Here is a 26,451-nt window from a genome sequence, read left to right on the forward strand (position 1 = left end):
CCACAGACAGTGCTCCCGTGGATCGAGTGATGTCAAGACTCTTCTTTTCGCGGATTCGAAACTCCCAGCTCACCCGCGAGAAACCTCTGGTAGGCGGACATTAGCGACAAATATCTACTTTCATTCCTATATAGACAGCTTTTCTCAGCCTCCGTCGGCGGTCCCGCCCGCCGGACGGGACCGCCGACGGCGTGAACGACGGGCTCTGAATCGGAGAAGGCCGCATCTTGACAACTCGTCACAGGAGAGATCAAGCTTTGAGGAGAGCGCTCTCCCTCCTGCCGTCCCCACGGCGCCCCCCACAGAAGGAGAGGCCATGCACTCGTCCCGAAGTCCCGCCGGATTCCGTCTGGGGCTCCTCACCGCCACGCTGGTCGCGCTGGTCGCGACCGGTCTGACGGCCATCGCCCCCGCCGCCGCGGCGGAGACCCCGCTCTCGCAGGGCCGGTCCGCGACCGCCTCCTCCACCGAGGGAGGCGGGTACGGCGCCGGGGCCGCCTTCGACGGCGACCGCGGCACCCGCTGGTCCAGCTCCGCCGCCGACCCGCAGTGGCTCCAGGTCGACCTCGGCGCCACCGCGAGGATCTCCCGGGTCGTGCTCGCCTGGGAGGCCGCCCACGCCAGGGCCTTCACGATCCAGACCTCCGACGACGGCAGCGCCTGGACCGACGTCTACTCCACCACCACGGGAACCGGCGGCACCCAGACGCTGGACGTCACCGGGACCGGCCGCTACGTGCGGATGCACGGCACCGCCCGCGCCACCGGCTACGGCTACTCCCTGTGGGAGTTCCAGGTCTACGGCAGCGGCGGCGCGGCAGGCACCCCGAGGCCGAAGCCGACGTTCACCGACGAGGTGACGCACCACGAGTTCCAGGCCAACTGCTCGTGGACGGCGGACCGGCCCGACGACCCCATCGTCTACCCCGGCCTGCCCGGCGCCTCGCACATGCACACCTTCGTCGGCAACCGGACGACCCACGCGGGCAGCACGCCGGCGTCGCTCCTCTCCGGCGGGACCTCCTGCACCAACCCGCACGACAGGTCGGCCTACTGGTTCCCGAGCTTCTACAAGGGCGACCGGCTCGTCCGGCCCACCGGCGACCAGGTCATCTACTACAAGTCCGGCATCCTGGAGTACTGGCGGGTGCAGCCCTTCCCGCAGGGCCTGCGCTTCGTCGTGGGCAGCCCGTCCGCGACCCTGGAGCAGTTCCGCGACTCCCCCGGCGCCGTCGAGGGCTTCGAGTGCGGGGACGTCTCACGCAGCTGGGACATCCCGCGGCAGTGCCCGCCGGGCAGCCAGGTGAACGTCCGCTACCAGGCGCCGAGCTGCTGGGACGGCGTCAACCTCGACAGCCCCGACCACAAGAGCCACATGTCCTACCCGGTCGACGGCTACTGCCCGGCCGGCCATCCGGTCGCGGTGCCGATGCTGGAGTTCAAGATCGCCTTCCCCGCGGACGGCGACCTGTCCCAGGCGCGGCTGTCCAGCGGCCGCGGCTACAGCTGGCACTACGACTTCTTCAACGCGTGGGACGACCCCGCCGTCCTCGACGCGCTGGTGACGCACTGCATCAACGGCGGCCTCCAGTGCAACCCGCGCGGCTACGACCTGTACAAGCCGCACCGCGGCGCCGCCCTCACGGAGGACTTCGAGCTTCCCTGACCGCACGCGCCCGGCCCGGGCCCCAGGTGACATGGACCCCATCCGGCGGTCCGGGCCGGGCACGTGCCCTTCCCCTCCCCCTCAGGGTCCCGGAACACGCCGCGCCTTCCCCCGGACGGGAAGACCCGGCGCACGCCTCCCCCGGAACACGCCGACCCCCTCCCGGCCCGGGGGAGGCCCCCGCGGCCCCTCCGGCGAACGTGCCGCCCCGACGTGAGGAGATCCCCATGAGACGTGCCGGTGCGGCTCTCGTCCTGCTCCTGGTCGCCGGCCTGGCGATCGCGCTGGTCGCCGGCTGCGTCGCGCGCTCCGGGACGGCCGCGCCCGGTCACCGCCACGGGCCTCCGGCCCCCGCGGCGGGCGGTCCCGCCGGTTCCGCCGGCGCTTTCAACGCCACCGGCGCCTTCAACGCCACCGACACCGCCTGGCTCCAACTGATGATCCCGATGGACGAACGCACGCTGCCCCTGCTCGGACTCGGCGCCGGGCGCGGGCACGACCCGGAGCTCCGGCGGCTGGCCGGGCGGATCCGGACCTCCCACCTGGCCGAGCTCGGGCGGCTCAGGGCGGCGCTGGGCCGTACCGGCCTGCCCCCCGCAGACGTGCACAAGGGGCACGACATGCCCGGCATGGTGACCGCCGCCGAGCTGGCGGCGCTCGGGACGGCCACCGGCCCGTCCTTCGACCGGCTGTTCGCCGGTCACCTGCGCGAACATCTGGACCGGTCGGCCGCCGTCTCCCGATCCGAGCGGGCCGCCGGCGCCGACGGCGGGACGAGGGCCCTGGCCGCCGACGTCGAGCGGTCCCGCGCCGTCCAGCGCGACCTGCTCGACGCGCTCCTCCCGCCGCCCCGGTGACGGACCGGCCGGGCGGTGGCGCCGTACGCTCTTGGAGAGCGCTCTCCGTTTAAGAAAGGGAACTGTATGAGCATCGAGGAACTCGACCGGCTGGTGGAGAAGCTGGACCTGGAGCAGAAGGTACGGCTGCTCACCGGGGCGAGCGTGTGGCGCACCCGCGCCGAGCCGGCGATCGGGCTGCGGGCCGTCGTCGTCTCCGACGGCCCGGCCGGTGTGCGCGGGGAGGGGTGGGACGAGCGGAGCACCTCCCTCACCCTGCCCTCCGCGACCGCGCTGGCCGCCACCTGGGACGACGACCTCGTCGAGGGCCTGGGCGGGCTGCTCGCCGCCGAGGCGCGGCGCAAGGGGGTGCACGTCCTGCTCGCCCCCACGCTCAACCTGCACCGCTCGCCGCTGGGCGGGCGCCACTTCGAGTGCTACTCCGAGGACCCGCTGCTGACCGGCCGGATCGGCGCCGCCTGCGTCCGCGGCGTCCAGGCGGGCGGGGTGGCCGCCACCGCCAAGCACTACGTCGCCAACGACTCCGAGACCGAGCGGCTCACCCTCGACGCCCGCGTGGACGAGCGGACCCTGCGCGAGCTGTACCTGGCCCCCTTCGAGGCCGCGGTCGAGGCGGGCGTCTGGGTCGTCATGTCGGCCTACAACGGGGTGAACGGGACCACGATGTCGGAGAACCCGCTGCTCGCCGACCCGCTCAAGGCGGAGTGGGGGTTCGACGGGGTGGTCGTCTCCGACTGGGGCGGCGTGCGCTCCACCGCTCCCGCCGCCCGCGCCGCGCAGGATCTCGCGATGCCCGGACCGCGGAGCCCGTGGGGGGAGGCGCTGGTCGCCGCGGTCCGCACGGGCGAGGTGCCGGAGGCGGCGATCGACGACAAGGTCCGGCGCCTGCTCCTGCTCGCCGCCCGCGTCGGCGCGCTGGACCTCCGCATCCCGCCCGGCGTCCCGGCCTTCTCCGCGGAACCCGCCACCGCCACCGCCACCGCCACCGCCACCGCCACCGCCACCGCCACCGCCACCGACGAGCCTGCCTCCTCTCCGGGCCTCACGGCTCCCCCGGACCTGGCCGCTCCCCCGGGCCTCGCCGGGCGGGAGGACCGCGGTCCGGCCCGCGCCCTGCTCCGCCGGGCCGTCGCGGCGAGCACCGTGCTCCTGCGCAACGAGGGCCCGCTGCTCCCGGTGGAGCCCGCGCGCCTGCGCCGGGTCGCGGTGCTCGGGCCGAACGCCGCCACCGCCCGGATCCAGGGCGGCGGCAGCGCGGGCGTGTACCCCGCCTCCGCCGTCTCCCCCCTCGACGGCATCCGCGAGGCGCTCTCCGGGATCGCGGAGGTGGTGCACTCCCCCGGCGTCCACCTCGCCGACCGGCCCGCCCCGCTGCACACGGGCAACGCCCGCAACCCCCGGACCGGCGAGCCCGGCGTCCTGGTCCGCCTGCTGGACGCCTCCGGCGCGGAACTCCACGCCGAGCACCGGCTGACCGGCCGCATCCTGGAGCCGGCCCGGATCGACGGCGCCGCCGCCGTCGAGATCCGCGCCCTGCTGACCCCGGACGCCGGCGGACCCTGGGACCTGGCCGTGGCCGGCTGGGGCCGCGTCGTGCTGGAGGCGGACGGCCGCGTCCTGGTGGACGAGGAGGTGGAGCGGGACACCGACGACCCCGCCACCGTGCACCTGTCCCCGCCGTACCGGCACGCACGGCTCACGACGGCCGCGGGCCGGGACGTGGAGCTCGTCTCCCGGCGGCGGCTCGACCCGGGCAGCGGGACCGCCTCGGTCCTGGCGGCCGGACCGCCCCGCGGCGGCGACGAGGCGGAGCTGGCCGCCGCGGTCGGGCTCGCGCGCTCCTGCGACCTGGCCGTCGTGGTGGTGGGCACCACCGAGGAGGTCGAGAGCGAGGGGTTCGACCGCGAGAGCCTGGACCTGCCCGGCCGCCAGGACGAGCTCGTCCGCGCGGTGGCCGGGGCCTGCCCCGCCACCGTCGTGGTCGTCAACTCGGGCGGCCCCGTCGCCCTGCCGTGGCGCGAGGAGGCGCCCGCCGTGCTCCTGAGCTGGTTCCCGGGGCAGGAGTACGGGCACGGCCTCGCCGACGTGCTGTTCGGCCGCGCCGAGCCCGGCGGCCGGCTCCCCACGACCTGGGCGGACCGGGCGCTCGTCTCCACCGTTCCCGAGGCCGGGACGCTCGCCTACGCCGAGGGGCTGGAGATCGGCCACCGCGCCTGGCTGCGGCGGTCCGAGTCGCCCGCGTACTGGTTCGGGCACGGGCTCGGCTACACGTCCTGGTCCTACGAGGGCATCGCCGTCCCCGGCGAGGCCGCCCCCGGCGGCCCGCTCCGGGTCCGGGTACGGCTGCGCAACACCGGCGGGCGCGCCGGCCGGGAGACCGTCCAGGTCTACCTGTCCCGGCCGGAGACGGGCGTCACCCGCCCCGTGCGCTGGCTGGCGGGCTACGCCCCGGCCGAGGCCGGGCCCGGCGAGGCCGTCGAGGTGGCGGTGGACGTCCCCGCGCGGGCCTTCCTGCACTGGTCGGCCGGGGACCGCGCCTGGCGCGCCGAGGCGGGGGCCTTCACGGTGCTCGCCGGGCGCTCGGCCGCCGACCTGCCGCTGAGCGCCGTGACGGTCCTCTCCGCGGAGCCGCGGCGCTGAGGGGCGCCCCCGCCGGTCTTCCCGCGCGGATCCCCGCGCCACCGGGCCGCCCGGACGGCGCCGCGGTCGCGTCCGGGCCCGGCGGCGCGGGGCCGACGCGTGGGAGAGCGCTCTCCCGCTATGCTATAAAGATCTGCATGAACGATGGCCTCCCGCACGCGGCGGGACCCCCTACCTTGGAGGACGTGGCTCGGGCGGCGGGAGTCTCCCGCGCCACGGTCTCCCGCGTGATCAACGGGATCCGCAACGTCGATCCCGCGATCCAGGAGAGGGTCAGGCAGGCGATCGCCCTCACCGGCTACGCCCCCAACCAGGCCGCGCGCTCGCTGGTCACCCGGCGGACGGGCGTGATCGCGCTGATCGCCTCCGGGGCCGGCAGCGGTGAGGAGAACCCGTTTCCCGGCCAGATCTTCGCCGACCCGTTCTTCGGGCGCGTCGCCGGAGGCGTCGTCGGCCACCTGCGCCCGCTGGGCGTGCATCCCGTCCTGATGTTCGCCGACACCCTGGAGAGCCGCGACCAGATCATCAGCTTCCTCCGCCAGGGCAACGCCGACGGGGCCATCCTGATCTCCATCAGCGCCGGGGACACGCTGCCCAAGCTGCTGGCGGACGCCTCGCTGCCCGCCGTGCTCTTCGCCAGGCCGGTCCGGCCGATCCCCATCAGCTACGTCGACGTCGCGCACCGGACCGGGGGCAAGCTGGCCGCCGACCACCTCGTCGCCCGCGGCTGCCGCCGGCTGGCCACCATCTCCGGCCCGCTCGACCTGCCCGCCAGCCAGGACCGCCTGGCGGGCTTCCAGGAGGCGATGGCCGTCCACGGCCACCCCTACATCCCCTGCGCCGAGGGCAACTTCACCTTCGCCAGCGGCGAGGCCGCGATGGAGCGGCTGCTGGCCGAGCACCCCGGCATCGACGGGGTCTTCGTCGCCAACGACGTGATGGCCCAGGGCGCCCTGGGCGTGCTGGGCCATCACGGGCGCCGGGTGCCCGGCGACGTGGCCGTGGTGGGCTTCGACGACAGCAGCGCGGCCCTGGCCTGCCGCCCGCCGCTCACCACCGTCCGCCACCCTATCGAGGACATGGCGGCCGAGATGGCGCGGCTGCTGCTGGCCCACATCGAGCAGCCGGACCTCCCGGTGACCTCGCGGATCTTCGAACCCATCCTGGTGGTCCGGGAGTCGGCCTGATCCCGCGGCCGCCGTACCCGGGGGCACCGGCCGCGGGCGCGCGGCGGGGCCCGCCCCGCCCCGCCGGGCCCCGCACGCGGGGAGGCCCCGCCGCCGTGCGGGGCCTGGCGGGGACCGGTCCGCACCGGTCCCGCGGCGGTCAGACGGCCGGCACCGCCCTGCTCTGGCGGATCAGCTCCGCGTACCTGCGCCCGCTGGCCTTGACCGTGCGCTCCTGCGTGTCGTAGTCGACGTGGACCAGGCCGAAGCGCTTGTCGTAGCCGTAGGCCCACTCGAAGTTGTCCAGCAGGGACCAGGCGAAGTAGCCCTTCAGCGGGACCCCGCCGCGGATCGCCTCGGCGCAGGCCGCCAGGTGGTCCTCCAGGTAGGCGGTGCGCTCGCGGTCGTCGATCGCGCCGTCCGGGCCGACCCGGTCCGGCCAGGCGGAGCCGTTCTCCGTGACGTAGATCCGCTCGACGCCGTAGTCGTCGGCCAGCCGGTGCAGGATCCGCCGGAGCCCGTCGGCGTGGATCTCCCAGCCCATCGCGGTCGTGGCCGCGCCGGGGACCTCCAGCTGGCGGCTGTACGGTGCCGGGCCGTCCGGGTCGGCGGCGATGACCTGCCGGAAGTAGTAGTTCACCCCGTGGTAGTCCAGTGGCGTGGCGATCGTCTCCAGGTCGCCGGGGTGGACGGGCAGGTCGACGCCGTAGACCTCGATCATGTCCTCGGGGTAGCCGCGCCCGCAGACGGGGTCGAGCCACCAGCGGTTGATGTGGCCGTCGGCCCGCCGGGCGGCGGCGAGGTCCTCGTCGCCGCCGGTGGCGCTCTCCACCGGGCTCAGGTTGTTGACGATCCCGATCGACGGGGCGAGCCGGGCGGCGGCCCGGATCGCCTGGGTGGCCAGGCCGTGCCCCAGGTGCAGGTGGTAGGAGGTCCGCACGGCCGCCGTCAGATCCTTCACGCCCGGCGCCATCACGCCGTCGAGGTGCCCGAGCCAGGAGGAGCAGAGCGGCTCGTTGAGGGTGGTCCAGTCGGCGACCCGGTCGCCGAGCGCTTCCGCGACCGTGGCGGCGTACTCGGCGAAGCGCAGCGCGGTGTCGCGCTCCGGCCAGCCGCCGAGGTCCTGCAGCGCCTGGGGCAGGTCCCAGTGGTAGAGGGTGACGAACGGGCGGACGCCCACCTCCAGCAGCCGGTCCACCAGGCGGTCGTAGAAGGCCAGGCCCTTGGGGTTGACCGGGCCCGAGCCGGTGGGGAAGATCCGGGGCCAGGCGATGGAGAACCGGTAGGCGTCCACGCCGAGGCCGCTCATGAGGTCCACGTCCTCGCGCCACCGGTGGTAGTGGTCGCAGGCCACGTCACCGGTGTCGCCGTTGTCGATGGCGCCCGGCACCCGGCTGAAGGTGTCCCAGATCGACGGCAGCCGGCCGTCATCCAGAGCCGCGCCCTCGATCTGGTAGGCCGAGGTGGCCACGCCCCAGGTGAAGTCCGGGCCGAAGTCGCGCATGAATGGAGTCTCCTTGCTCACTTGACCGCGCCCGCGGTCAGTCCTTGTACGAGATAGCGCTGCAGCAGCAGGAAACCGGTGACCACGGGGACGCTGACCACCAGCGAGGCGGCCATCACCTGGTTCCAGTAGACGTCGTTCTGCGTGGCGTAGCCCTGCAGCCCGACGGCCAGGGTGCGGGTGCTCTCGTCGGTCATCACCGACGCGAAGAGCACCTCGCCCCACGACGTCATGAAGGCGTAGATGGTGACCGCCACGATGCCGGGCATCGCGGCGGGGATGACCACCCGGAGCAGCGCTCCGAGCGGCCCGCTCCCGTCGACCTGGGCGGCCTCGTCCAGCGCCGTGGGGATGGAGTCGAGATAGCCGACCAGCATCCAGATGGCGAACGGCAGGGAGAAGGTCAGGTAGGTGATGATCAGCCCGGTACGGCTGGCGGACAGCTCCAGGCCGATGAGGTCGCCCAGGTTCGCGAAGATCATGAACAGCGGGAGCAGGAACAGGATCCCGGGGAACATCTGGGTGGACAGCACCGTGATGGAGAAGACCTTCCGGCCGGGGAAGCGGTACCGGCTGATCGCGTACGCGGCGAAGATCGCCACCGCCACCGACGCCACGGAGGCGACGGACGCCACGATCAGGCTGTTGACGAAGTAGTGGGCCAGCGGCACGGTCCGCCACATGTCGAAGAACGGCTGCAGGGTGACCGTGGTGGGGATCCAGGAGAAGTCGCCCTGCACGTCCCCGAGCGGTTTGACGGCGGAGGTCGCCATCACGTAGAGCGGGACGAGCGTGAACAGGCCGAGAGAGCCGAGGCCGATCCAGCGGGCCCAGGGCAGCCAGCGGGGCTCACGCATGGCTCCTCCTGCGGGAGGTCGCCATCAGGTACACCGCGGTCACCAGCAGCAGGAACAGCAGCAGGAGCACCGACATCGCCGAGCCCGAGCCGAAGTTCCAGGTGACGAAGGAGCTCTGGTAGATGTGGATGGAGATCAGGTCCGCCTCTTCCGGAGCCGACTTGCCGAACAGCACGTAGGGCGTGTTGAAGTCGTTGAAGGTCCACAGGAACAGCACCAGCACGAGGACCTGGTTGACCGGGCGCAGCATGGGCAGCGTGATCGAGCGCAGCTGCTTCCACCAGCCGGCCCCGTCGATCGCGGAGGCCTCGTAGAGGTCCGACGGGATGTTCTGCAGCGCGGCCATGAGCATCAGGAAGGCGAACGGCCAGGTCCGCCAGACGTAGGTCACCAGCAGGGCGACGAAGCTGTTGCCGCCGATGAGCCAGAACGGGCGGTCGTCCGCCAGGCCGAGCTGGTCGACCAGGACGTGGTTGACCATGCCCGAGTCCCGCTGGAACATGAAGCTCCAGGTGATCACCGCGGCGTAGGCGGGCAGCGCGTAGGGGACCAGGAACAGGGTGCGCAGCAGCCCGCGCCCGCGGAAGCTGCCCTGCATCAGCACGGCTCCGGTGGTCCCCAGCAGCCAGGACAGGCCGATCGCCAGCAGGGTGAAGACGACGGTCACCGTGAAGGAGTGGAGCAGTCCGCGGCCCACCGCGGAGTCGAAGTCCACCGCGATCTCGTAGTTGGCCAGGCCCGCGCCGGGGGCCGCGCTCCAGTTGCGGATGAAGAACTGGGTGAGCTTCAGGAAGCTCATCGCGATGCCGACCAGCATCGGCACCAGGTGGATGAGGAGCTCCAACAGGATCGCCGGGAGGATCAGCAGGTACGGCAGGCCGAGGCGGCGCAGCCGTACCGGGATCAGTGCGGTGACCCGGGCCAGGCCCCTCCTCCCCGGCCGCGGCGGGCCGCCGCCCGGCGACCGGGCCCCGCGCCGCGCGCCGGGGCGGGGCGTGGTGGACACGACCATCGTTCTCCTATCGAGGGGACTGCCGGTTCGCCGGCGGGGGAAATCGCTTCGCTGTCATGGGTCCGCGCCGGGAGCGGCTCCGCGTGCGCAACGGCCGGGACGGCCGGAGGGGGAGGTCCGGCGCGGGGCCGGGCGGGGCACACCGCCCGGCCCCGCGGCCGGGCGGGTCAGCTGCCCGCCTGCATCTTCTCGTTCGCCTCGGTCAGCTTCGCCTTGATGTGCTCCTCGGTGACCGGCTTGCCGCTGGCCACGTCCGCGAAGAGCTGGTTCATCGCGGTGCCGACCAGCGTCTCGAACTGGCTCTCCTCGGGCACCTGGGGAAGGGGCGCCGCGGTGGTGGCGAGGATCTGCTGGAAGGCCTTGATGTGCTCGCTCTGGAACGCCGGGTCGTCGTAGGCGTCGGTGACGGTGGGCAGCGAGCCGTACGCCTTGTTGAGGTTCTGCTGCGTCTGCTTGCTCGTCATGAACGTGACGAAGTCGGCGGCGGCGTCCTGGCTCTCGGAGTGCTTGAAGATCGCCAGGTTGATGCCGGCCACCATGCCGTTGACCTGCTTGCCGCCCTGGCTCGGGTCCGGGAGCGGGATGGGGGCGACGCCGTAGTCCTCATCGCTCATGCCGGCCGCCTTCGCCGAGGAGGCGATGGACTGCCACAGCAGCATCCCGGCCTTGCCGGAGGTGAAGTCCTGGACCGCCTGGGTGCCGTTGGCGTACTCCGCGTTGCTCGGGTTGACGATCTTGTGGACCGCCATCAGGTCGAGGAACTGCTTGGTCGCGGCGACCTGCTTGTCGGAGTCGAACTGCGGCTTGCCGGAGGAGTCGAACAGCTCGGAACCGTGCTGCTGGCCGAAGATGAACGCGTGGTGGGCGTTCTCGCTGACGCTGGCGCCCTCCACGGCCAGGCCCCACTTGCCGTCCTTGGTGAGCTTCTTGCCGGTGGCGATGAGCTCGTCCCAGGTCTTCGGCGGGGCCTCGATGCCCGCCTCGGCGAACATCTTCTTGTTGTAGATCAGGCCGTAGGTCATGCCGTAGATCGGGACCGCGGTGGGCGGCTGCCCCTGCGCCCCGGTCGCGGCGAGGCTCGGGCCGAGGAAGCGCTCCTTGCCGCCGACCTTGGCCAGCAGCTGGTCGTCGAAGGGCACGAAGGCGCCGGTGGCCTGCAGCGAGGCCGACCAGGTGTTGCCGATGTTGACCACGTCCGGGCCCTTGCCCGAGGTCGTGGCGGCGAGGATCCGGTTGAGCAGGTCGGACCAGGGCACCACCTCGACGTTCACCTTGATGCCGGTCTCCTTCTCGAACCGGGCGAGCTCGGGCTTGAGCACCTCCGCGTCGGCCTCCAGGCTGGGGCCCTGGTTGGAGGCCCAGTACGTGAGCGTCTTGGGCGCGGCGGCCTCCTCCTTGACTCCTCCGTCGTCGCCGCCGCAGGCGGCGAGGGAGGTGGAGACGGCGAGCAGGAGCGCCCCTGCCTTGACGAGACTGCGCATACGCATGGTGGTTCCTAGGGGGTAGGTAAGGGGGTGTCGGCGGTCGTGCCGCCGGCGCCGCCGGCGTTGTCACCGCCGGGGACGTCCGCGACCGCGGGGGCATCAGGGCGGGGACCCGGGGAGCGGGGGTTGCCCATGAAGTCCTCCCGGGTCTGCCGTCCGACGTTTTGGAGAGCGCTCTCCAAAGAGAGTCGGTCACAGACCGGTTTCCTGTCAACAATCCCCGGGTAACGATCACCGTTATAACCGCCGGGGATTGGCTTCGGCTTACATAATCGCTGTTCAGAGGGATGTCGGCTTTTGGAGAGCGCTCACCGTCCGCGCGCCGCCGAGAGCGCCCCCGCCTGACGGACTCACGCGCGACCGGAGAAACCCCTGCGGATGGGGGCCCTACCGCATCCGGGCACCGCCGCCACGGCTCTCTCGCCGGACTCGGGGGGGTGAACCGGAGAACGCTCTCCAACGAGGCCCGCACGCACGGGATCCGTTGAAGAGCGTTCTCCGCTGTGCCGGAAGGCACCGCGGGAGGGGCCGGGGGCCGGGTTACACGACCTCGAAGTTGGCCATCATGGCCATGTCCTCGTGTTCGAGGTTGTGGCAGTGCATGACGTACCGGCCGCGGTAGCCGGTGAACCTCGTGATGATCTCGACGGTCTGCACCTCGCGCAGCTCCACCGTGTCCTTCCACTCCGGCGGTCCCGCCGGGCGCTCGCCGTTGACGGACAGCACCTGGAAGTGCGCCAGGTGCAGGTGCACGGGGTGGGCGACGTCGCTGGTCAGACGCCAGATCTCGGTGTCGCCCAGGCGGGGGCGGGCCTCGACGCGGCGGGTGTCGAAGGGGCGGTCGTTGACCAGCCATCCCGTGCCGCCGTGCAGGCTCCCGCCGGTGAACGCGAAGTCCCTCGTCACCGCGGCCTTCGCCGGGTCCAGCCGCTCGATCCGCGAGAGCGTCTCCGGGATCGCCGAGTCGTCGCGCGCGTCCCCGCCGACGGCGAAGCGCATCACCCTGCCCTGCGGGCCCTCCCCGGCGAGGTTGCGCAGCTCCACCAGGTCTCCGGCCCGGTAGGCCGAGAAGTCCACGACCACGTCCGCCCGCTCCCCCGGCGCGAGCCGTACCCGCCGCAGCCTCCGCGGCGCCGCGAGCAGGCCGCCGTCGCCGCCGATCTGCACGATCGTCCCGCCCGGCGCGAGCGCGAACTCGTACGGCCGGGCGTTGGAGCCGTTGAGCAGCCGGAAGCGGTAGCGGGCCCGCTCCACGCGCAGTTCGGGCCAGGGCGCGCCGTTGACCAGGATGACGTCGCCCAGCACCCCGCCCATGTACGCCTCGCGCACACCGGGCCGGTCCGCGAGCCCGGGGTAGGGCATCGAGCCGTCCTCGGCGAACGACCGGTCGCAGACCATCAGCGGGACGTCGCGCTCGCCCTCCGGCAGCGGGAGCGCGTCCTCCTCGTCGTCGCGCACCAGGAAGAAGCCCGCCAGCCCGCGCCACACCTGCTGCCCGGTGTAGTCCATGCGGTGGTCGTGGTACCAGAGCGTGGCCGCCCGCTGGTCGAGCGGGAACGTGTAGTCCTTCCGCGCGCCCGGCCGCACCAGGTCGGTCGGGTAGCCGTCGGACTCCGGCGGGGTCCTGCCCCCGTGCAGGTGCGTCACCGTCGGCACGCCGAGCCCGTTGGAGACCCGCACGACGGTCTCGCGCCCGCTCCGCGCCTCGATCGTCGGACCGGGGAAGCTCCCGCCGTACCCCCAGACCGGGGTGCGCAGGCCGGGCAGGATCTCCACCTCGGCCGCGCGCTGGACCAGCTCGTAGTGGTCGGCCGTGCCGTCGGTCCGGTACGGCCTGGCGACCTCGGGCAGCGGGAGCGGCACGGTGAACGGCGCGGGCAGCGGCGCGGTGCTCGGCAGCAGCCTGGGCTGCGGGGTCCCGGTGAGCAGGGAGCAGCCGGAGGCTCCGGACACGGCGGCGGCCGCCGCCCCCAGGCCGAGCAGGCGCAGCGCCTGCCGTCTGGTCATCGTCATGCCGCGACGGCCGTCTCGGCGCGGCGGCGCGGCATGACCCGCGCGAGCAGCATGACGCTCCCCCCGAACATCAGCACGCCGACCGGCACGTGCAGCGTCTTCAGGTGCATGACGCCGAACGCCATCTCGGCCAGCGTGCCGATCAGCAGTCCGGCGGCGGGGGCGACGGTGCGCGCCGGACCGCCGCCCGGCCGCCACACCAGGATCGCGGCGGCCAGGTGCAGCAACCCGGCTGCGAGTACGGCGACCGCCGAGATCCCGTGCACCGTCCGCCCGCCGGGTGAGGAGAGCAGCAGCCCGGCGGTGACCGCCTGGATCAGGATCATGGCCGCCTGCAGGGCGATCGCGGCGCGGAGGAACGGGAAGAAACGCGGCGTGGGCATGGGGTGGTCTCCTCGGGGAGTCACGCAGACGGGCTCAGACCGGCATCGTCGCCCCTCCGGCCGCCCGTGGTCGTCGTCCGTGAGGAGACTCCTCGGCTACTCCGCAGGGCGCAGACGCGGCCGCCCGCGCGGTCCTCCGGAGAGGCAGCTCCGCTACGCGGAGGCCTGCGCCAGCCGGTAGCGGGAGGGCGGGATGCCGTACCGGTCGACGAACGCCTGGCGCAGGGTCTCGGCCGTGCCGAACCCGCAGCGGGCCGCCACCGCGGCCATGGGCAGGGAACTGGAGACCAGCAGCTGCGCGGCGGCCTCGGTGCGGGCCTGCCGCACGAACCTGCCCGGCGTCTGCCCGAGGTGCTTGAGGAACAGGCGGGTCAGGTGCCGTTCGCTCACCCCGGCGCCGGCCGCCAGCGCCGCCGTGGCCAGGTCGCCGCCGAGGTTGCTCGCGATGTGCTCGACGACCCGTTTGACGAGGGTGTTCTCGGGCGGCGGAGGAGCGGTGAACATGCTCATCTGCGCCTGGTTGCCCGGGCGCTGGAGGTAGGTCACGAGGTTTCGCGCCACGTTCCGGGCCAGTTCGGAGCCGTTGTCCTCCTCGATGAAGGCGAGGGTGAGGTCCAGGGCGCTGGTGACGCCCGCCGCCGTGGAGATGTTCCCCTCCCTGATGAAGATCGGGCCGGGGTCGACGATGACCTCGGGGTGGCGGGAGGCGAGCCGCCCGGCCCACTGCCAGTGGGTGGTGGCGCGCCGGCCGTCCAGCAGGCCCGCGGCGGCCAGGACGGTGGCGCCCGTGCACACCGAGGCGATGCGGCGGCTCTCCCTCGCCAGGCGGCGGACGTGGGCGACGATCACCCGGTTCGCGGCGGCCTCCTCGTGCCCGATCCCACCGGAGACGATGAGGGTGTCGAGCGGTCCGGTGACCCGTTCGAGGGCCTCCTGGGCCTGGAGCGTCAGCCCCGTGCCGCAGGTGACGGGCCGGCCCCCGGGGGTGAGCAGGCGCGTGTGGTACGGCGGGCTGGCGCCGTACCAGTTCGCGCTCCCGAGGCTGGTGGTCACGCAGGCGATGTCGAGCAACTCGGCCGCCTCGTACCCGACGACGGCGACACGGCGTTCCTTCATACGGCGACCCTACGTCGGAAAGACAGGGAACCCAAGATTTCGGACCTCTACGCCCTCCCTGCTCGGCGCGCCTGCGGCGCGCCGAGCAGGGTTGAGCCATGACACAGACGACAGGCACAGGCCAGAAGGAACCGGGCGCCCAGAAGGCCGGGCAGGTCCGGGAGGCCGGGCGGACCGCCGCCCCGCCGGCCGCGTCCACGCCCCGGCGCCGCTGGGGCCGGTTCGCCCGGCACTACGTCGAGATGGTCATCGCCATGTTCGCCGGGATGTTCGTCCTCGGCATGCTCCTGGACGCCGTCGGCATCGGCTTCTCCCACGACCGCCGGCCCGAGCCGTCCTATCTGCTGATGGCGTTCAACATGTCCGTCGGCATGGCCGCCTGGATGCGCTACCGCGGCCACGGCTGGGCGAGCACGCTGGAGATGTGCGCCGCCATGTTCGTCCCCGTCGTGCTCTTCCCGCTGCTGTGGCTGGGCGTCATCGACGGCGGAGACCTGATGCTCGTCGCGCACGTCGCGATGTTCCCGCTCATGCTGGCCGCCATGCTCCGGCGCGTCGACGAGTACGCCGGGTGCGCGGGCTGACACCGCGGCTCCGGGCTCCTCTCACCCGGCGGCGGCCCGTCCGTGCGGCGGGACCGGCCGGGGAGCGCGTCAGGCGTCTCCGAAGACCTCCCAGACCTGGAGCAGCTGGCCCCTCACCGGGTCGTACTCCACCCTGGCCAGGACGGGGTACTCGGCGCCCTTCAGCGCCCTGGTGAAGGAGGAGGTGCCGCACGCCTTGGTGCCGAGGCCGTTCCGGGCGGCGTTAACGTGGTCGGCCAGCCAGGAGTCGCCGCACTTCCCCGTCACGCGCCTGAAGTCCAGCAGGGTGTAGCCCAGCTTGACCGAGGTCTTCCCCTTCGTGAAGACGACCGTCGTGCCGTTGACCCGCTTGACCGTGCCGTAGGCCTTCTTCGAGGCGGTCGGGTTCGCGAGGAACTCGTGGATCCGCTTCTCCTCTCCGAGGATCGAGATCCTGACCGGCACGGGGCCGTGCCCGAGCGCGGCGGTCAGGTCGGCCGCCTGGCAGCGGGTCCTGCCCAGCCCCTTCTTGTCGAGCTTGACGACGCCCTCGGTCTCCTTCAGGTCGCACTCGGCGGTGATCCTGCGGAACTCGGCCCCGGAGTAGTCGATTCGCCGCTCCCCGGCGCCCGGAAGGGGCTTGAGCGTGTAGCGCAGGACACCGTGCCGCTTGACGGGGGTCGCCTTGGCCGGCGTGATGCGCAGGGCGCCGGTCCCGTCGGCCCAGGCGAAGCCGTACAGCACCGACGGGCCGGAGGAGGCCGCGGCGGGGGCGGCGGCCGGACCGGCGGCGCAGAGGGCGAGTGCGGCGGTCAGGGCCGCGGCGGTGAGCGGGCGAGGCATGGGGAGTCTCCCGGATCGTGATTTCGTACACCTGTGAGACGCTCCGGAGCGTGCGAAGGTTCGCGCCCTGCGCACACGGGGAGGCGCGGGCCCGGGGGCGTCCGGCTCCGGCGCCTCGACCGTCGCGCCCGAGCGCGCCCGCACCCGGCGGCCGCGGAGTCATCGACCGGGAACGGCGGTACACCGGTCCGTTCCGGGGAAGGGGTGGCGGATGCGCTTCCACGCCGACCTGCACATCCACTCGAAGTACGCCAGGGCCTGCAGCAGGGACAGCGACCTGGAGCACCTGACGTGGTGGGCCCTGCGCAAGGGCGTCGCGCTGCTGGGCACCGGCGACTTCACCCATCCGGCCTGGTTCGGCCACCTGCGCGACAGGCTCGTGCCCGCGGAGCCGGGGCTGTTCCGGCTCCGCGAGGACCCGTCGGCGGCACTGGACGGGGACGCCCCCGGCGCGCTGCCGCCCGGTGCGGACGCGGGCCGGATGCGGTTCATGCTCTCGGTCGAGGTCGCCACGGTCTACCGGCGCGGCGGGCGCACCCGCAAGCTCCACCACCTGGTGTACGTGCCGGACTTCGAGGCGGCCGAGGCGTTCAACCGGTCGATCTCCCGCTACGGCGACCCGGCCTCGGACGGCCGGCCCGTCCTCGGCCTGGACGCCCGCGACCTGCTGGAGATCGTTCTCGGCAGCGGCGACGGCGCCTACCTCGTGCCCGCCCACGTCTGGACGCCCTGGTTCGGCGTGTTCGGCTCCAGGTCCGGGTTCGACACGGTCGAGGAGTGCTACGGCGACCTCACCGGGCACATCTTCGCGCTGGAGACCGGCCTGTCCAGCGACCCGGCCATGAACTGGCGGGTCTCCGGCCTGGACCGCTACCGGCTGGTCAGCCACTCCGACGCGCACTCGCCGCCCAGGATCGGCCGCGAGACCACGGTCTTCGAGACCAGTCTGGACTACTTCGAGGTCCTGCGGGCGCTGCGGACCGGTGACGGGCTCGCGGGGACGGTCGAGTTCTTCCCCGAGGAGGGCAGGTACCACATCGACGGGCACCGCAAGTGCGGCGTCCGGATGGAGCCCCGGGAGACCCGCCGCCGCGGCGGGATCTGCCCGGTGTGCGGGAAGCGGCTCACCGTCGGCGTGCTGAGCCGGGTCGAAGACCTCGCCGACCGGGCGGAGGGCGTACGGCCGGACGGCGCCGCGGGCTTCCGCAGCCTCGTCCCGCTCCCGGAGATCGTGGGCGAGGTCCTCGGCGTCGGACCGCAGAGCAAGAAGGTGCTCAGGGAGATCGACCGGCTCGTCACCGCCCTCGGACCCGAGCTGGCGATCCTGGAGGACGTGCCGGTGGACGAGATCGAGGCCTGCTCCCCGCCGCTCGCCGAGGCCGTCGCCAGGCTGCGCCGGGGAGAGGTGGTCCGGGACGCCGGATACGACGGCGAGTACGGTGCGATCCGGCTCTTCGGTCCCGGCGGGCCGGCGCGGGCGGGCACGACCGCGCCTCCCACCCTCTTCTAGAGGGTCCCGCGGCTCTTCACCTGCACGGCGGGACGCCCTCCGGGCGACCGCACCGCCCTGTCCCGGTTCATGAAAAATCTGGATTTTCCGCCGAGTTTTCGCTGGAATTGACATGACCGCGCAGCGACGAGTACTCTTTGAAAAGTTGCAGTCGTAGTTTCCTCGAACGTTTTTCATCTTAGAAGCGCCCGCGGGAAGTTTTTGACAGCGGGCTTTCGCTTCTCCCGATCAAGGTCGGCGGACGCACAGCGGCCCGCCACGCAGCCCCGTGTCGTCGACTTGGCGGCCCGGCGAGGCTCCCAGAAGGAGAAGCAGTGACTGAAGGTACCGTGAAGTGGTTCAACGCCGAAAAGGGCTTCGGCTTCATCGCGCCCGACGACGGTAGTGCCGACGTGTTCGTGCACTTCTCGGCGATCACTACCGGTGGCTACCGCAGCCTGGAAGAGAACCAGCGGGTCGTCTTCGAGACGACCATGGGCCCCAAGGGTCCGCAGGCCGACAAGGTCACGGCGCTCTGAGCATCAAGCTCTCGCACCGGATGAATCTCCAGTAGAGCTCGCACCGCATCGCGGTGCGAGCTCTACTGCTTTTACCTCATCTCCAGATCCTTAAAGTCCATTTTTTCGTAAAAATGGTAATTAATCCCTGGAGAGAATTCCTGCCCGCCCGGCACGTCCAGGTCGCCCTCGGACCGGCGGCCCGGATCCACGGCCCGTCCTGATGCGGCGCGGATCCGGGACGGGCCGCGCTCAGAGATCCCGGCCGCGCTCAGGGATACCAGCCGCGTTCAGAGATCCGGGCCGGTCTCGGGAGCGCGGACGACGTCGGTCGCGAGCAGCCCGGCGAGGGTCCCGTCCGTCCGCGTCACGACCATCGTGTGGGTCTTCGCCCGGTCCATCCGCTCCAGCAGCCCGGTCAGTTCCTCGCTCGGGCGGACGGTGGTGACGCCGAAGCTCATGATCTCCTCGGCGGTGGCGTCCGGCGCGGCGCCCTTCAGCTCCCGGGGGCCGACGACGCCCTGGACGATCTTCCCCTCCCGCAGCACCACCACGGCCGCGCCCGCCGGGTCGGCGAAGATCCGCGGTTCGAGCTCCGCCACCCGGTCGTCGGGGAACGCGATCACCGGATCGCGCCGCATCACGCCGGCGACCAGGATGGCCTCGCCCTCGTACGGCAGGTCCGCCGAGAGCCAGTCCATCTTGCCCGCCGTGTAGTCGTACACCTCACCGAAGCCGAGGCGCTCCAGCCGCGGGGCGGCCCGCGGGCTCATGTCGCATATCCAGTCGTGGCAGTAGACGACGACCGGCCGGGACCGGTCGAGCTCCGCGGCGGTCCGGGCGCCCAGTTCCTTGAGCGGCAGGTTCCGGGCGCCGGGAAGGTGTGCCCAGCCGTACTCCTCGCCGGGCAGCACCTCCACGAGCTGGGCGTCGCGGGTTTCGAGCAGGTCGCGTACGGTGTCGCGGTCGATGCGCTGAACCATGCGGGAGCCGTACCCACAATGGCGCGTTCGACTCGGGACGTCCCGCCGCCCCTCCCCGCTTGCCCACCGTGCCGGGCCCTGGTGCCGGCGGTCGTGCCGGGAGTCCGGCAACGGGCCGTCGATTTCCAGCACCTCGGACAGAAGCCCTGTATCACCCAGCCTTATGCGTATAACCTCAGCAATCCGGCGCATTCGGGAAAACAGGGGAAGCGACGTGGCGGGGTCGTGGGCGGAGTTACCGGTGGGTCGCGTCGTACGGCTCCGCGGCGCCGATTTCCATGCCGTCTCCCTCTCGATCGACCCGCTCCCCGATGACGCGCCCGCGATTGTGACCTATGCCGCGGGTGACGCCCGTTCACCCGCGGAAATGGCAGCCTCGGTATTGAACGAGCTGGAAAAGGTGGTTGTCGCCATATTCCCGGCATGGCTGCCGGAGGCTGCGGGCATCGACGGCCCTGGCGGCGCGGGCGTGCGAGCCGCACGCGCGCTCGCCCTGCGGACGGCGTCCGCGAGCGGCCACTTCGGCCCGTTCCTGGCCGACCTCGCGGAACGTTCCCTGCGCACCGGCCGGGAGCCCGGCGGGCTCCCCTCCGAGGGCGGCCCCGGCCTGCTCCCGTCCAGGGGCCGGCCCATCCGGCTCCCTCCCGGGGGCGGGCCCGCCCGCTTCTCGCCCGAGGTCCGTGCCGCGGGTCTCGCCAGGGCGCTCGCCACCGGCTTCGGCCGTTCCCGTGCGGCGATCCTCGTGGACGTCCCCGACGGCCTCTCCCCGCTCTCGCAGGAGGTGCTCGCCGCGGGATGCGAGTGGTTCGCCCACCGGGGCGGGTTCGGGATCTGGCTCACGGGCGCCGCCCTGACCTCGGTCGACCGGATCGGGACGGTCCCCGTCCCCGCCGAGGTGGAGGAGCTCGCCCGGGAGGTGCCGGGTCCGCCGCCGGATCGGGAGCCGTACACCGTCACCTACCCCGCCCTCGCCGGGAGGCCGCACCCCGGCAGCGGCGCCGAGCAGGCGCTGGAGACCGCCCTGGCCCGGTGCGACTGGGCGGCCGGCCGGGAGTGGAACCGGACCTACCACCCGCACCCGCTGGCCGTCCCCATCCGGATGGACCTGCTCTGGCGCGACGAGCGGTGCGTGGTGGAGATCGACGGGCCAGATCACCGTACGGCCCGCAAATACGCGCAGGACCGGCAGCGGGACATACGGCTCCAGCAGGCCGGATACGCCGTGCTGCGCTTCACCGACGACCAGGTCATGACCGATATGGAAGCCGTGCTCCGCCAGGTGGAGTGGTTCGTCCGGAACCGTCGCCACGGAACACCGAAAGGATAGAAAATGCCCGATAAAGCACTACCGCTCCCTCAGGTTTCCGCCCTTCTGGTACTGATGATCGAGGCACAGGAGGTTTCCAACCCTGACCTCAAAGAACGCCACGGCATAAGCCTCGATGGGCAGAACCGCCTGAGTCTGAACAAGCTGAAGCTCGTCGACAGCCGGAAGCAAGGACGTGCGTACGCCCACATCCTTACCGACGCAGGATGGGCCTACCTCGCCAGGGAGCTTCGTGCGAGGACGCTCCCGATGCCCAGGAAGGGCGCGGGGAGCGCTGTGCACCGCGCCCTGCTCGCGTGGCTGCCGGGGTTCCTCGAACGGACCGACCAGCCGCTCGCCGACGTCTTCCAGCCCTACGACGGCTCGGTGCCCGGTTCCTCGGAGGCGGCCTCGACGGACTCTCCCGCCGCTTCCCCGGCACCGTCCGCCTCTGTGCCCGCCTCCGTGAACGTCGAGACCCGCATCCGGCTCGCCTACGCCGAACTGGCCGCCAAGCCCGGTGCCTGGGTGAGCTTGGCGAAGATCCGCCCGCTGCTGGGTGACACGGAGCGCGCGGAGGTGGACGACACGCTCAGGCGGATGAACCGCATGCCGGACGTGCGCGTCGTCCCCGAGGAGAACCAGAAGACGCTCACCCCGGCCGACCGGGAGGCGGCGGTGGTCATCGGCGACCAGGACAAGCACTTCCTCGCGATCGGAGCGTGATGACGGACCAGGAGCGGAAGGCCCTCGCGGCGCTCACGTTCAACTGGGCGGAGGCCCCCGACGACGTGTGGCGGCCCTCGCCGTTCCACGTGGAGAGCCTGCACCGGCAGACCGGGCAGATCCTCCTCACCGGCCTGGCCGAGGCCGCGGCGAGCCGGGACGTCAGCCCGATCGGCGTGGTCGTCGAGGGCCAGCGAGGTTCCGGCAAGACCCACCTGCTCGGCTGGCTGCGCGAGCGGACACGGGAGCAGGGCGGCTACTTCTTCCTGGTGAGCCTGCTGGACGCCCGGAGTTTCTGGGCCAGCGTCATGGTCTCCGTGCTCGACAGCCTCGCGCGCGAGGAGGACGACGGGGAGGGCGGCCGGAGAAGCCAGCTCCAGGTCTTCCTGGACCGGCTCGCGGCGCTCGTGGGAGTGCCCCGGATGGTACGGCGCGCGGTGGTCGGAACCAGCAGACTGGCGCGGATGCCCCTCGACACCTTCGTCGACGCCTTCCGCCGCTTCGACCGGACACTCGGCCGGGACACCCAGGACACCCTCAGGGCCCTCGTCCTGCTCGCCTCCGACGATCTCGCGGCGCAGGACATCGGGGACGCCTTCCTGTCCTCCACGCCGGAGGAGGACCAGGGCGAGCGGGCCCGCTGGGGCATCCGGCGGAGCGAGAAGTCGCAGCAGGAGATCGTCATGGACCTGTCGCGCCTGCTCGCCCTCACCGGGCCGTCCGTCATCGCGGTCGACCAGATCGACATGCTCATCGCGCAGTCCTCGCTCTCCATGGACGGGGACTCGGCGGACCATCGCGACCTGCTCCTGGTCGAGCAGATCGCGGGCGGCCTGATGGCGCTGCGGGAGGCCACCCGCCGGACGTTGACGGTGGTCTCCTGCCTCCCTCCGACATGGGTGCTCATCGAGACGCACGCGACCGCCACCGTCCAGGACCGGTTCCGGAAAACGGCCCACCTCAAGACGATCCCGGACGCCGAGACCGGCCACGCGCTGATCGCCAAGCGGTTCGGGGCGCAGTTCGGTGAGATCGGCTTCACCCCGCCCTACCCGACCTGGCCGATCAGGCCGTCGGCGTTCGACGACGCCCGCGACTACACCCCCCGGCAACTACTCATCAAGATCAATGACCACGTCCAGTCCTGCCTTCGCGACGGTGAGATCAGGGAGCTGGAGCACCTCGCCGCCTCGGCCCCGGTGGAGAACCCCGTGGCCCCGGGGGAACCGCTGCTCTCCGCTGTGCCTCCCGAGTCCTCTGGGCAGGACCTCTCCGCCCTCGATGCCCGGTTCGCCCGGCTCAGGGAGACCGCAGACGTGGCAGCGGCGCTCGATGCCGCCACCGAGGACGCGGTCATGCCCGCGCTGCTCTCGGCCGGGCTCACCGCCTGGATCGCCGGGCAGGGCGAGGCCGGGCAGGCGTTCAGCCAGGACCCCCCGCCGAGCTCCAAGCCTCCCCTCCACGCCCGCCTCCGGCGCAGCCTGGACGTGACGACCGAGGACGAGGCGCACTGGTGCTTCCGGGCGGTCGCGACCGGGAACGCCAACGCCGCGCTGAGCCGCGTGCGGCACGCCTCGGTCGCGGCGGGCCTGGACGCCGCGATCCCCAAGCGGAGACTCTTCCTGCTCCGGAACACCGGCTGGTCGAAGGGTCCGCGGACCCGGGAGATCGTCACCGCGTTCGAGGAGGCGGGCGGCAGGGTCCTCCAGGTGGACCCCGAGGACCTGAGGATCCTCGCCGCGCTCCGCGACCTGATCGCCGGCAACCCGCCCGGTCTCCACGGCTGGCTCGCCACCCGCAGGCCCGCCGACGAGGTCAAGCTGTTCGGCGAGGCCCTGGGTGACGCGTGGACCGTTCCCGCCGGACCCGCGGGTCCTACCGCTCCCGGCCCGCGCGCGACCGCCCCGGCCGCCGGTGGGACGGGCCTCGGGAACGCGGGCGACGGTGGAGGCGGAACCGCTCCGGCCGCGGACGAAGCGACCGGGCCGAGGGGGGACCGCGCGCCGTACGTCACCCTCGGCAGGGCCATCACGGGGGACGCGCCGGTCGAGGCCGACCTGGAGGCGCTGCGGAAGCACACGGCGGTCTTCGCCGGATCCGGGTCGGGGAAGACCGTTCTCATCCGCCGCCTGGTCGAGGAGTGCGCGCTCCAGGGAGTCTCCTCCATCGTGCTCGACCCCAACAACGACCTGGCGCGGCTGGGGGACCCGTGGCCGGAGGCGCCGCCGTCCTGGGGCGTGGGCGACGCCGCGCGGGCGAGGGAGTACCTCGACACGACCGACGTGGTGGTCTGGACTCCGGGCCGCGGGTCGGGCCGCCCGCTCAGCTTCCAGCCCCTGCCGGACTTCCGGAGCGTCCTCGACGACCCCGACGAGTTCACCGAGGCGGTGGAGGTCGCCGTCGCGTCCATCGCGCCGAGGGCGAGGCTCACCGGGAGCACGGAGAAGGCCCACCGGGGGCAGGCGGTCCTCCGCGAGGCGCTCAGGTACTACGGGCAGCACGGCGCGAACGACCTCCGCGGTCTCATCGCGACGCTGGCGGAGCTCCCGGACGGGGTGAGCGCGCTCAGCAAGGCCGGGAGGATCGCGGCCGACCTGGCCGAGACCCTGACCGCGGCCATGGTCATCGATCCGATGTTCGGCGGGAAGGGCACGCCGGTGGACCCCGGCATCCTGCTCACCCCGCCGGAGGGGAAGCGGGCGCGCGTCTCGGTGGTCAACCTCTCCGGGCTGCAGTCGGACGAGCAGCGGCAGAGCTTCGTCAACCGGCTGCAGATGGCGCTGTTCGCCTGGATCAAGAGGAACCCGGCGGGCGACCGGCCGCTGGGCGGGCTGTTCGTGATGGACGAGGCGCAGACGTTCGCGCCGTCCGGCGCGCTGACCGCCTGCACGCAGAGCACGCTGGCGCTGGCCTCCCAGGCCCGCAAGTACGGCCTCGGCCTCGTGTTCGCCACCCAGGCGCCGAAGGGGCTGCACAACCGGATCCCGGGGAACGCCGCCACCCAGTTCTTCGGCCTGCTGAACAGCTACGTCCAGATCGAGACCGCGAAGGAGATGGCCAGGAGCAGGGGCGGCCACGTCACCGATGTCGCCAGGCTCCGGTCGGGCCAGTTCTACGTGGCCACCGAGGGGTCGGCGTTCGTGAAGGCGCAGGTCCCCATGTGCCTCAGCCACCACCCCAGGGACCCGCTCACCGTCGAGGAGGTGGTCCGGAGGGCGGGCGGCTCCGCGCGCCGGTGACCCGGCCGGGTTCAGTCCACCGGGCGGACGAACAGTTCGAGGTGCGAGCAGCGGACGCAGCGGAAGGCGTCGACGATCCATCGCGTCTTCCCCATGCGCCTGGCGTTGCCGAGCGGCCCGCGCTCCAGGGGGCCCTGGATCCAGCGGGCGTACCCCCTGGAGCTCTCGCCGCCGTCCTCGATGAAGCCGGGCTCCAGGTGCTCGCCGTCGCACTGGGTGCATCGCATGCCCGCATTGTGCCAGCCTCCTTTCCGGCGGATAAGGGCTTTTCGCCATAGGATCACCGGCGGTGCGGCCGGGCCCCGGGCCCGGCCGCACCGGGCCCCGATCGGAAGGAACGCAGTGGATCTGAACTACTACCGGACGCTGATCGCGGTGGCGGACGACTGCCCGGTCTCCGCGAGCGTCGTGCCGCCGGAGCGGGGCGGCAGGCTCACCGTCGCCGGCGTGCAGCACCGGATGCTCGACGGCGACCCGCACGTGCTCACCCAGGAGGACGTGCTGTTCGAGACCTGGCTCCGGCGGCAGGAACCCGGGGAGCGGTCCGCGAACGAGGTCGCGCGGCTGCGGGACGCCTTCTTCTCCAAGCCCCAGGCCTGCCTGCGCGCCTCGCCGCTGCCGAAGAAGTACGGCTGGGGGCTGCTCTTCGACGCGGAGGGCAGGGTCGCGCTGTGCCCCATGGAGTCGGACGCCTACCGGCGGATCGTCGAGGGGGACGGCGACGGCGTCACCGTCCTCAAGGCGATGCGTTCGCGCCGCGCCTGACCGGACGTCCGCGCCGCCGGGTCCCGCCGGTCGTCCGCCGCGGGGCCCGTCCCGCTCAGGACGTGCCCTGCAGCTCCGGGGGGATCCAGCCCGACGCCGACCGCCAGTTGCGCTCGGCGATCGGCATCCGCCGGGAGGGGTGGACCTCCGCCAGCTCCGCGCCGTCCTGCAGGCAGCTCGTGCCCGGAAGCGCTCCGCACACCGGACAGGACAGATGATGGCGCTCGGCCTTGGGTCGCTCCCGCATCTCCCTCGCCTTTCTCCCGGCCGGCGGCCCGGAACGGAGCCGATCCTACGCACCCGGGCCGCCCAAGAGAAGCTCTGAGTAGCATATTCGCTACGTAAAGTAATCGCCCGGTCTCCTCCCTTCCGCCGGGCTCGCCGCCCGGGGCCCGGCGCCGGGAGCCCCGGGCGGGGTCAGGTGCGCGGGCCGGGGGCGCCGCGGAAGGCGAACGGCTGGCTCTCCCGGCCCGGGATGACGAACCAGCACTCACCCGTCTTGTCGCTGTCGAGCAGCCGGAAGAACGTGTCGACGACCTCCGAGACCTCCAGGATCGGGAAGCCGATCTGCTCCAGCAGGGCCTTGCCCTCGCCCAGGATCGCCGTGTCGGCGAACGACGGGCACAGCGCCTGCACCTTGACCCCGAGCGGCGCGAGATCCTGGGCGAGCGAGCGGACGAGCCCGACCACGGCGTGCTTGTTCGCGGCGTAGATGGGGTCGGACGGGATGCCGACGATGCCCGCCATGCTCGCGGTCGCCACGATCGTGCCGCCGCCCGCGGCCAGCAGCGCCGGGAGCGCGGCGTGCGCGCCGAACACCACGCCGTCGAGGTTGACGCCCATCGCCAGCCGGTAGCGCCTGATGTCGAAGTCCTCGCCCAGCCCGCAGCCCGAGGAGATGCCGGCGTTGAGGAAGGCCAGGTCGAGCCTGCCGTACCGGTCGACGGCGGTGGCGACCGCGGCCTCGCTGTCCTCCAGCCGCGTCACGTCGCAGTGCGCGAACGTCCCGCCGATCTCGTCGGCGACGCTCTTGCCCGCGGCGTCGTCGACGTCGGCGACGACGACGCGCGCCCCGCCCGCGGCCAGCCGGCGGGCCGTCGCGGCGCCGATGCCGTTGCCTCCCCCGGTGACGAGCGCGACCCTGCCCTCCAGCCGGTCGCTGCGGACCGTGTTCACCTCTCCGACGGGCCGGTCCTCCCCGACCCCGCTGAGCATCCCCGCGCCGTCCCCGGCGAACCGGTTCCCCGTCCCGCTCACATGCCCTCCTTCGTCGGTCCCGTGAGCACGCCGCTGCGCCCACCGGCTCGCTCGCCACGCCCGC

At 72.7% G+C, this 26,451-nt stretch carries 23 protein-coding genes; 11 read left to right on the plus strand and 12 right to left on the minus strand.

What is annotated here, in order from left to right; all coding sequences use genetic code 11:
* Positions 1-316 precede the first annotated feature (316 nt).
* The 4 genes from FHS22_RS14300 (at position 317) to FHS22_RS14315 (ending at position 6,350) form a co-directional block, all read left to right on the plus strand.
* Positions 317-1,666 carry a DUF1996 domain-containing protein gene (locus FHS22_RS14300; protein WP_184941882.1) on the plus strand — a complete coding sequence of 450 codons (1,350 nt, stop codon included), beginning with the start codon at positions 317-319 and terminating at the stop codon, positions 1,664-1,666.
* A 227-nt stretch (positions 1,667-1,893) separates the two neighbouring features.
* Entirely contained in the window at positions 1,894-2,523 is a 630-nt protein-coding gene (locus tag FHS22_RS14305) for a DUF305 domain-containing protein (RefSeq protein ID WP_184941884.1), read from the plus strand.
* Positions 2,524-2,589: 66 nt separating this feature from the next.
* Complete coding sequence (locus FHS22_RS14310; RefSeq protein WP_184941886.1) at positions 2,590-5,163, plus strand: glycoside hydrolase family 3 C-terminal domain-containing protein; 2,574 nt, start codon at positions 2,590-2,592, stop codon at positions 5,161-5,163.
* 185 nt (positions 5,164-5,348) lie between these two features.
* Positions 5,349-6,350 carry a LacI family DNA-binding transcriptional regulator gene (locus FHS22_RS14315; RefSeq protein ID WP_338047747.1) on the plus strand — a complete coding sequence of 334 codons (1,002 nt, stop codon included), beginning with the start codon at positions 5,349-5,351 and terminating at the stop codon, positions 6,348-6,350.
* 139 nt (positions 6,351-6,489) lie between these two features.
* Here FHS22_RS14315 and FHS22_RS14320 read toward each other — a convergent pair whose 3' ends face one another.
* The 7 genes from FHS22_RS14320 to FHS22_RS14350 form a co-directional block, all read right to left on the minus strand.
* Positions 6,490-7,833 carry a GH1 family beta-glucosidase gene (locus FHS22_RS14320; RefSeq protein ID WP_184941889.1) on the minus strand — a complete coding sequence of 448 codons (1,344 nt, stop codon included), beginning with the start codon at positions 7,831-7,833 and terminating at the stop codon, positions 6,490-6,492.
* A 17-nt stretch (positions 7,834-7,850) separates the two neighbouring features.
* Positions 7,851-8,690 (minus strand): carbohydrate ABC transporter permease, encoded by an 840-nt coding sequence (locus FHS22_RS14325; protein ID WP_184941891.1) that lies wholly within the window; start codon positions 8,688-8,690, stop codon positions 7,851-7,853.
* Complete coding sequence (locus FHS22_RS14330) at positions 8,683-9,696, minus strand: carbohydrate ABC transporter permease (protein WP_338047748.1); 1,014 nt, start codon at positions 9,694-9,696, stop codon at positions 8,683-8,685. The genes FHS22_RS14325 and FHS22_RS14330 overlap by 8 nt, the downstream gene beginning before the upstream one ends.
* Positions 9,697-9,869: 173 nt before the next feature.
* Complete coding sequence (locus FHS22_RS14335) at positions 9,870-11,189, minus strand: sugar ABC transporter substrate-binding protein (protein WP_184941894.1); 1,320 nt, start codon at positions 11,187-11,189, stop codon at positions 9,870-9,872.
* Between the two features lie 537 nt (positions 11,190-11,726).
* The gene (locus FHS22_RS14340; RefSeq protein ID WP_184941896.1) at positions 11,727-13,199 is read right to left on the minus strand and encodes a multicopper oxidase family protein; all 1,473 of its coding nucleotides are present in this window, start codon (positions 13,197-13,199) and stop codon (positions 11,727-11,729) included.
* Positions 13,196-13,582, minus strand: a complete 387-nt coding sequence (locus FHS22_RS14345) for a hypothetical protein (RefSeq protein WP_184941898.1) — start codon at positions 13,580-13,582, stop codon at positions 13,196-13,198. Before FHS22_RS14345 ends, FHS22_RS14340 begins: the two co-directional genes overlap by 4 nt.
* Before the next feature lie 153 nt (positions 13,583-13,735).
* Complete coding sequence (locus tag FHS22_RS14350; protein ID WP_184941900.1) at positions 13,736-14,698, minus strand: GlxA family transcriptional regulator; 963 nt, start codon at positions 14,696-14,698, stop codon at positions 13,736-13,738.
* Positions 14,699-14,796: 98 nt separating this feature from the next.
* On the opposite strand from FHS22_RS14350, the gene FHS22_RS14355 reads away from it, so the two are divergent.
* Complete coding sequence (locus FHS22_RS14355) at positions 14,797-15,282, plus strand: hypothetical protein (protein WP_260407935.1); 486 nt, start codon at positions 14,797-14,799, stop codon at positions 15,280-15,282.
* Between the two features lie 69 nt (positions 15,283-15,351).
* Here the strand turns inward: FHS22_RS14355 and FHS22_RS14360 are convergent, their stop codons facing one another.
* Positions 15,352-16,104: a hypothetical protein gene (locus FHS22_RS14360; protein ID WP_184941902.1), complete on the minus strand. Its 753-nt coding sequence runs from the start codon at positions 16,102-16,104 to the stop codon at positions 15,352-15,354.
* A 211-nt stretch (positions 16,105-16,315) separates the two neighbouring features.
* Here FHS22_RS14360 and FHS22_RS14365 point away from each other — a divergent pair, with 211 nt between their 5' ends.
* Both FHS22_RS14365 and FHS22_RS14370 read left to right on the plus strand, forming a co-directional pair.
* Positions 16,316-17,614 (plus strand): endonuclease Q family protein, encoded by a 1,299-nt coding sequence (locus FHS22_RS14365; RefSeq protein WP_184941904.1) that lies wholly within the window; start codon positions 16,316-16,318, stop codon positions 17,612-17,614.
* A gap of 314 nt (positions 17,615-17,928) precedes the next feature.
* Positions 17,929-18,132, plus strand: a complete 204-nt coding sequence (locus tag FHS22_RS14370) for a cold-shock protein (RefSeq protein ID WP_184941906.1) — start codon at positions 17,929-17,931, stop codon at positions 18,130-18,132.
* A 269-nt stretch (positions 18,133-18,401) separates the two neighbouring features.
* Here the strand turns inward: FHS22_RS14370 and FHS22_RS14375 are convergent, their stop codons facing one another.
* On the minus strand, positions 18,402-19,094 hold the full coding sequence (locus tag FHS22_RS14375) for a rhodanese-like domain-containing protein (RefSeq protein WP_184941907.1): 693 nt from the start codon (positions 19,092-19,094) through the stop codon (positions 18,402-18,404).
* 469 nt (positions 19,095-19,563) lie between these two features.
* Here FHS22_RS14375 and FHS22_RS39230 point away from each other — a divergent pair, with 469 nt between their 5' ends.
* From FHS22_RS39230 to FHS22_RS14390, 3 genes are read left to right on the plus strand one after another with little or no spacing between them, the layout of a single operon-like run.
* Positions 19,564-20,421 carry a DUF559 domain-containing protein gene (locus tag FHS22_RS39230; RefSeq protein ID WP_221473635.1) on the plus strand — a complete coding sequence of 286 codons (858 nt, stop codon included), beginning with the start codon at positions 19,564-19,566 and terminating at the stop codon, positions 20,419-20,421.
* Positions 20,422-20,475: 54 nt separating this feature from the next.
* Positions 20,476-21,126 carry a hypothetical protein gene (locus FHS22_RS14385; RefSeq protein WP_184941911.1) on the plus strand — a complete coding sequence of 217 codons (651 nt, stop codon included), beginning with the start codon at positions 20,476-20,478 and terminating at the stop codon, positions 21,124-21,126.
* Positions 21,126-24,365, plus strand: a complete 3,240-nt coding sequence (locus FHS22_RS14390) for an ATP-binding protein (RefSeq protein ID WP_184941912.1) — start codon at positions 21,126-21,128, stop codon at positions 24,363-24,365. The genes FHS22_RS14385 and FHS22_RS14390 overlap by 1 nt, the downstream gene beginning before the upstream one ends.
* 11 nt (positions 24,366-24,376) lie before the next feature.
* Here FHS22_RS14390 and FHS22_RS14395 read toward each other — a convergent pair whose 3' ends face one another.
* Complete coding sequence (locus tag FHS22_RS14395; RefSeq protein WP_184941914.1) at positions 24,377-24,592, minus strand: hypothetical protein; 216 nt, start codon at positions 24,590-24,592, stop codon at positions 24,377-24,379.
* Positions 24,593-24,707: 115 nt separating this feature from the next.
* Here FHS22_RS14395 and FHS22_RS14400 point away from each other — a divergent pair, with 115 nt between their 5' ends.
* Positions 24,708-25,130, plus strand: a complete 423-nt coding sequence (locus FHS22_RS14400) for a DUF6157 family protein (RefSeq protein WP_184941917.1) — start codon at positions 24,708-24,710, stop codon at positions 25,128-25,130.
* A 55-nt stretch (positions 25,131-25,185) separates the two neighbouring features.
* Here the strand turns inward: FHS22_RS14400 and FHS22_RS14405 are convergent, their stop codons facing one another.
* Both FHS22_RS14405 and FHS22_RS14410 read right to left on the minus strand, forming a co-directional pair.
* Complete coding sequence (locus FHS22_RS14405) at positions 25,186-25,377, minus strand: zinc finger domain-containing protein (protein WP_184941919.1); 192 nt, start codon at positions 25,375-25,377, stop codon at positions 25,186-25,188.
* A gap of 170 nt (positions 25,378-25,547) precedes the next feature.
* The gene (locus tag FHS22_RS14410) at positions 25,548-26,387 is read right to left on the minus strand and encodes an SDR family NAD(P)-dependent oxidoreductase (protein WP_338047749.1); all 840 of its coding nucleotides are present in this window, start codon (positions 26,385-26,387) and stop codon (positions 25,548-25,550) included.
* Positions 26,388-26,451: the final 64 nt, after the last annotated feature.

Source organism: Thiemannella venezuelensis, from assembly GCF_014203605.1.
GTDB classification, from domain to species: domain Bacteria; phylum Actinomycetota; class Actinomycetes; order Streptosporangiales; family Streptosporangiaceae; genus Planomonospora_A; species Planomonospora_A venezuelensis.

Bases quoted from the DNA above. Each gene is read 5' to 3' on its own strand.
- FHS22_RS14405 (WP_184941919.1), bottom strand. From the start codon at position 25,377: ATGCGGGAGCGACCCAAGGCCGAGCGCCATCATCTGTCCTGTCCGGTG.
- FHS22_RS14320 (WP_184941889.1), bottom strand. From the start codon at position 7,833: ATGCGCGACTTCGGCCCGGACTTCACCTGGGGCGTGGCCACCTCGGCC.
- FHS22_RS14385 (WP_184941911.1), top strand. From the start codon at position 20,476: ATGATCGAGGCACAGGAGGTTTCCAACCCTGACCTCAAAGAACGCCAC.
- FHS22_RS14300 (WP_184941882.1), top strand. From the start codon at position 317: ATGCACTCGTCCCGAAGTCCCGCCGGATTCCGTCTGGGGCTCCTCACC.
- FHS22_RS14335 (WP_184941894.1), bottom strand. From the start codon at position 11,189: ATGCGTATGCGCAGTCTCGTCAAGGCAGGGGCGCTCCTGCTCGCCGTC.
- FHS22_RS14345 (WP_184941898.1), bottom strand. From the start codon at position 13,582: ATGCCCACGCCGCGTTTCTTCCCGTTCCTCCGCGCCGCGATCGCCCTG.
- FHS22_RS14360 (WP_184941902.1), bottom strand. From the start codon at position 16,104: ATGCCTCGCCCGCTCACCGCCGCGGCCCTGACCGCCGCACTCGCCCTC.
- FHS22_RS14355 (WP_260407935.1), top strand. From the start codon at position 14,797: ATGACACAGACGACAGGCACAGGCCAGAAGGAACCGGGCGCCCAGAAG.
- FHS22_RS14305 (WP_184941884.1), top strand. From the start codon at position 1,894: ATGAGACGTGCCGGTGCGGCTCTCGTCCTGCTCCTGGTCGCCGGCCTG.
- FHS22_RS14325 (WP_184941891.1), bottom strand. From the start codon at position 8,690: ATGCGTGAGCCCCGCTGGCTGCCCTGGGCCCGCTGGATCGGCCTCGGC.
- FHS22_RS14310 (WP_184941886.1), top strand. From the start codon at position 2,590: ATGAGCATCGAGGAACTCGACCGGCTGGTGGAGAAGCTGGACCTGGAG.
- FHS22_RS14395 (WP_184941914.1), bottom strand. From the start codon at position 24,592: ATGCGATGCACCCAGTGCGACGGCGAGCACCTGGAGCCCGGCTTCATC.
- FHS22_RS14350 (WP_184941900.1), bottom strand. From the start codon at position 14,698: ATGAAGGAACGCCGTGTCGCCGTCGTCGGGTACGAGGCGGCCGAGTTG.
- FHS22_RS14365 (WP_184941904.1), top strand. From the start codon at position 16,316: ATGCGCTTCCACGCCGACCTGCACATCCACTCGAAGTACGCCAGGGCC.
- FHS22_RS14375 (WP_184941907.1), bottom strand. From the start codon at position 19,094: ATGGTTCAGCGCATCGACCGCGACACCGTACGCGACCTGCTCGAAACC.
- FHS22_RS14390 (WP_184941912.1), top strand. From the start codon at position 21,126: ATGACGGACCAGGAGCGGAAGGCCCTCGCGGCGCTCACGTTCAACTGG.
- FHS22_RS14340 (WP_184941896.1), bottom strand. From the start codon at position 13,199: ATGACGATGACCAGACGGCAGGCGCTGCGCCTGCTCGGCCTGGGGGCG.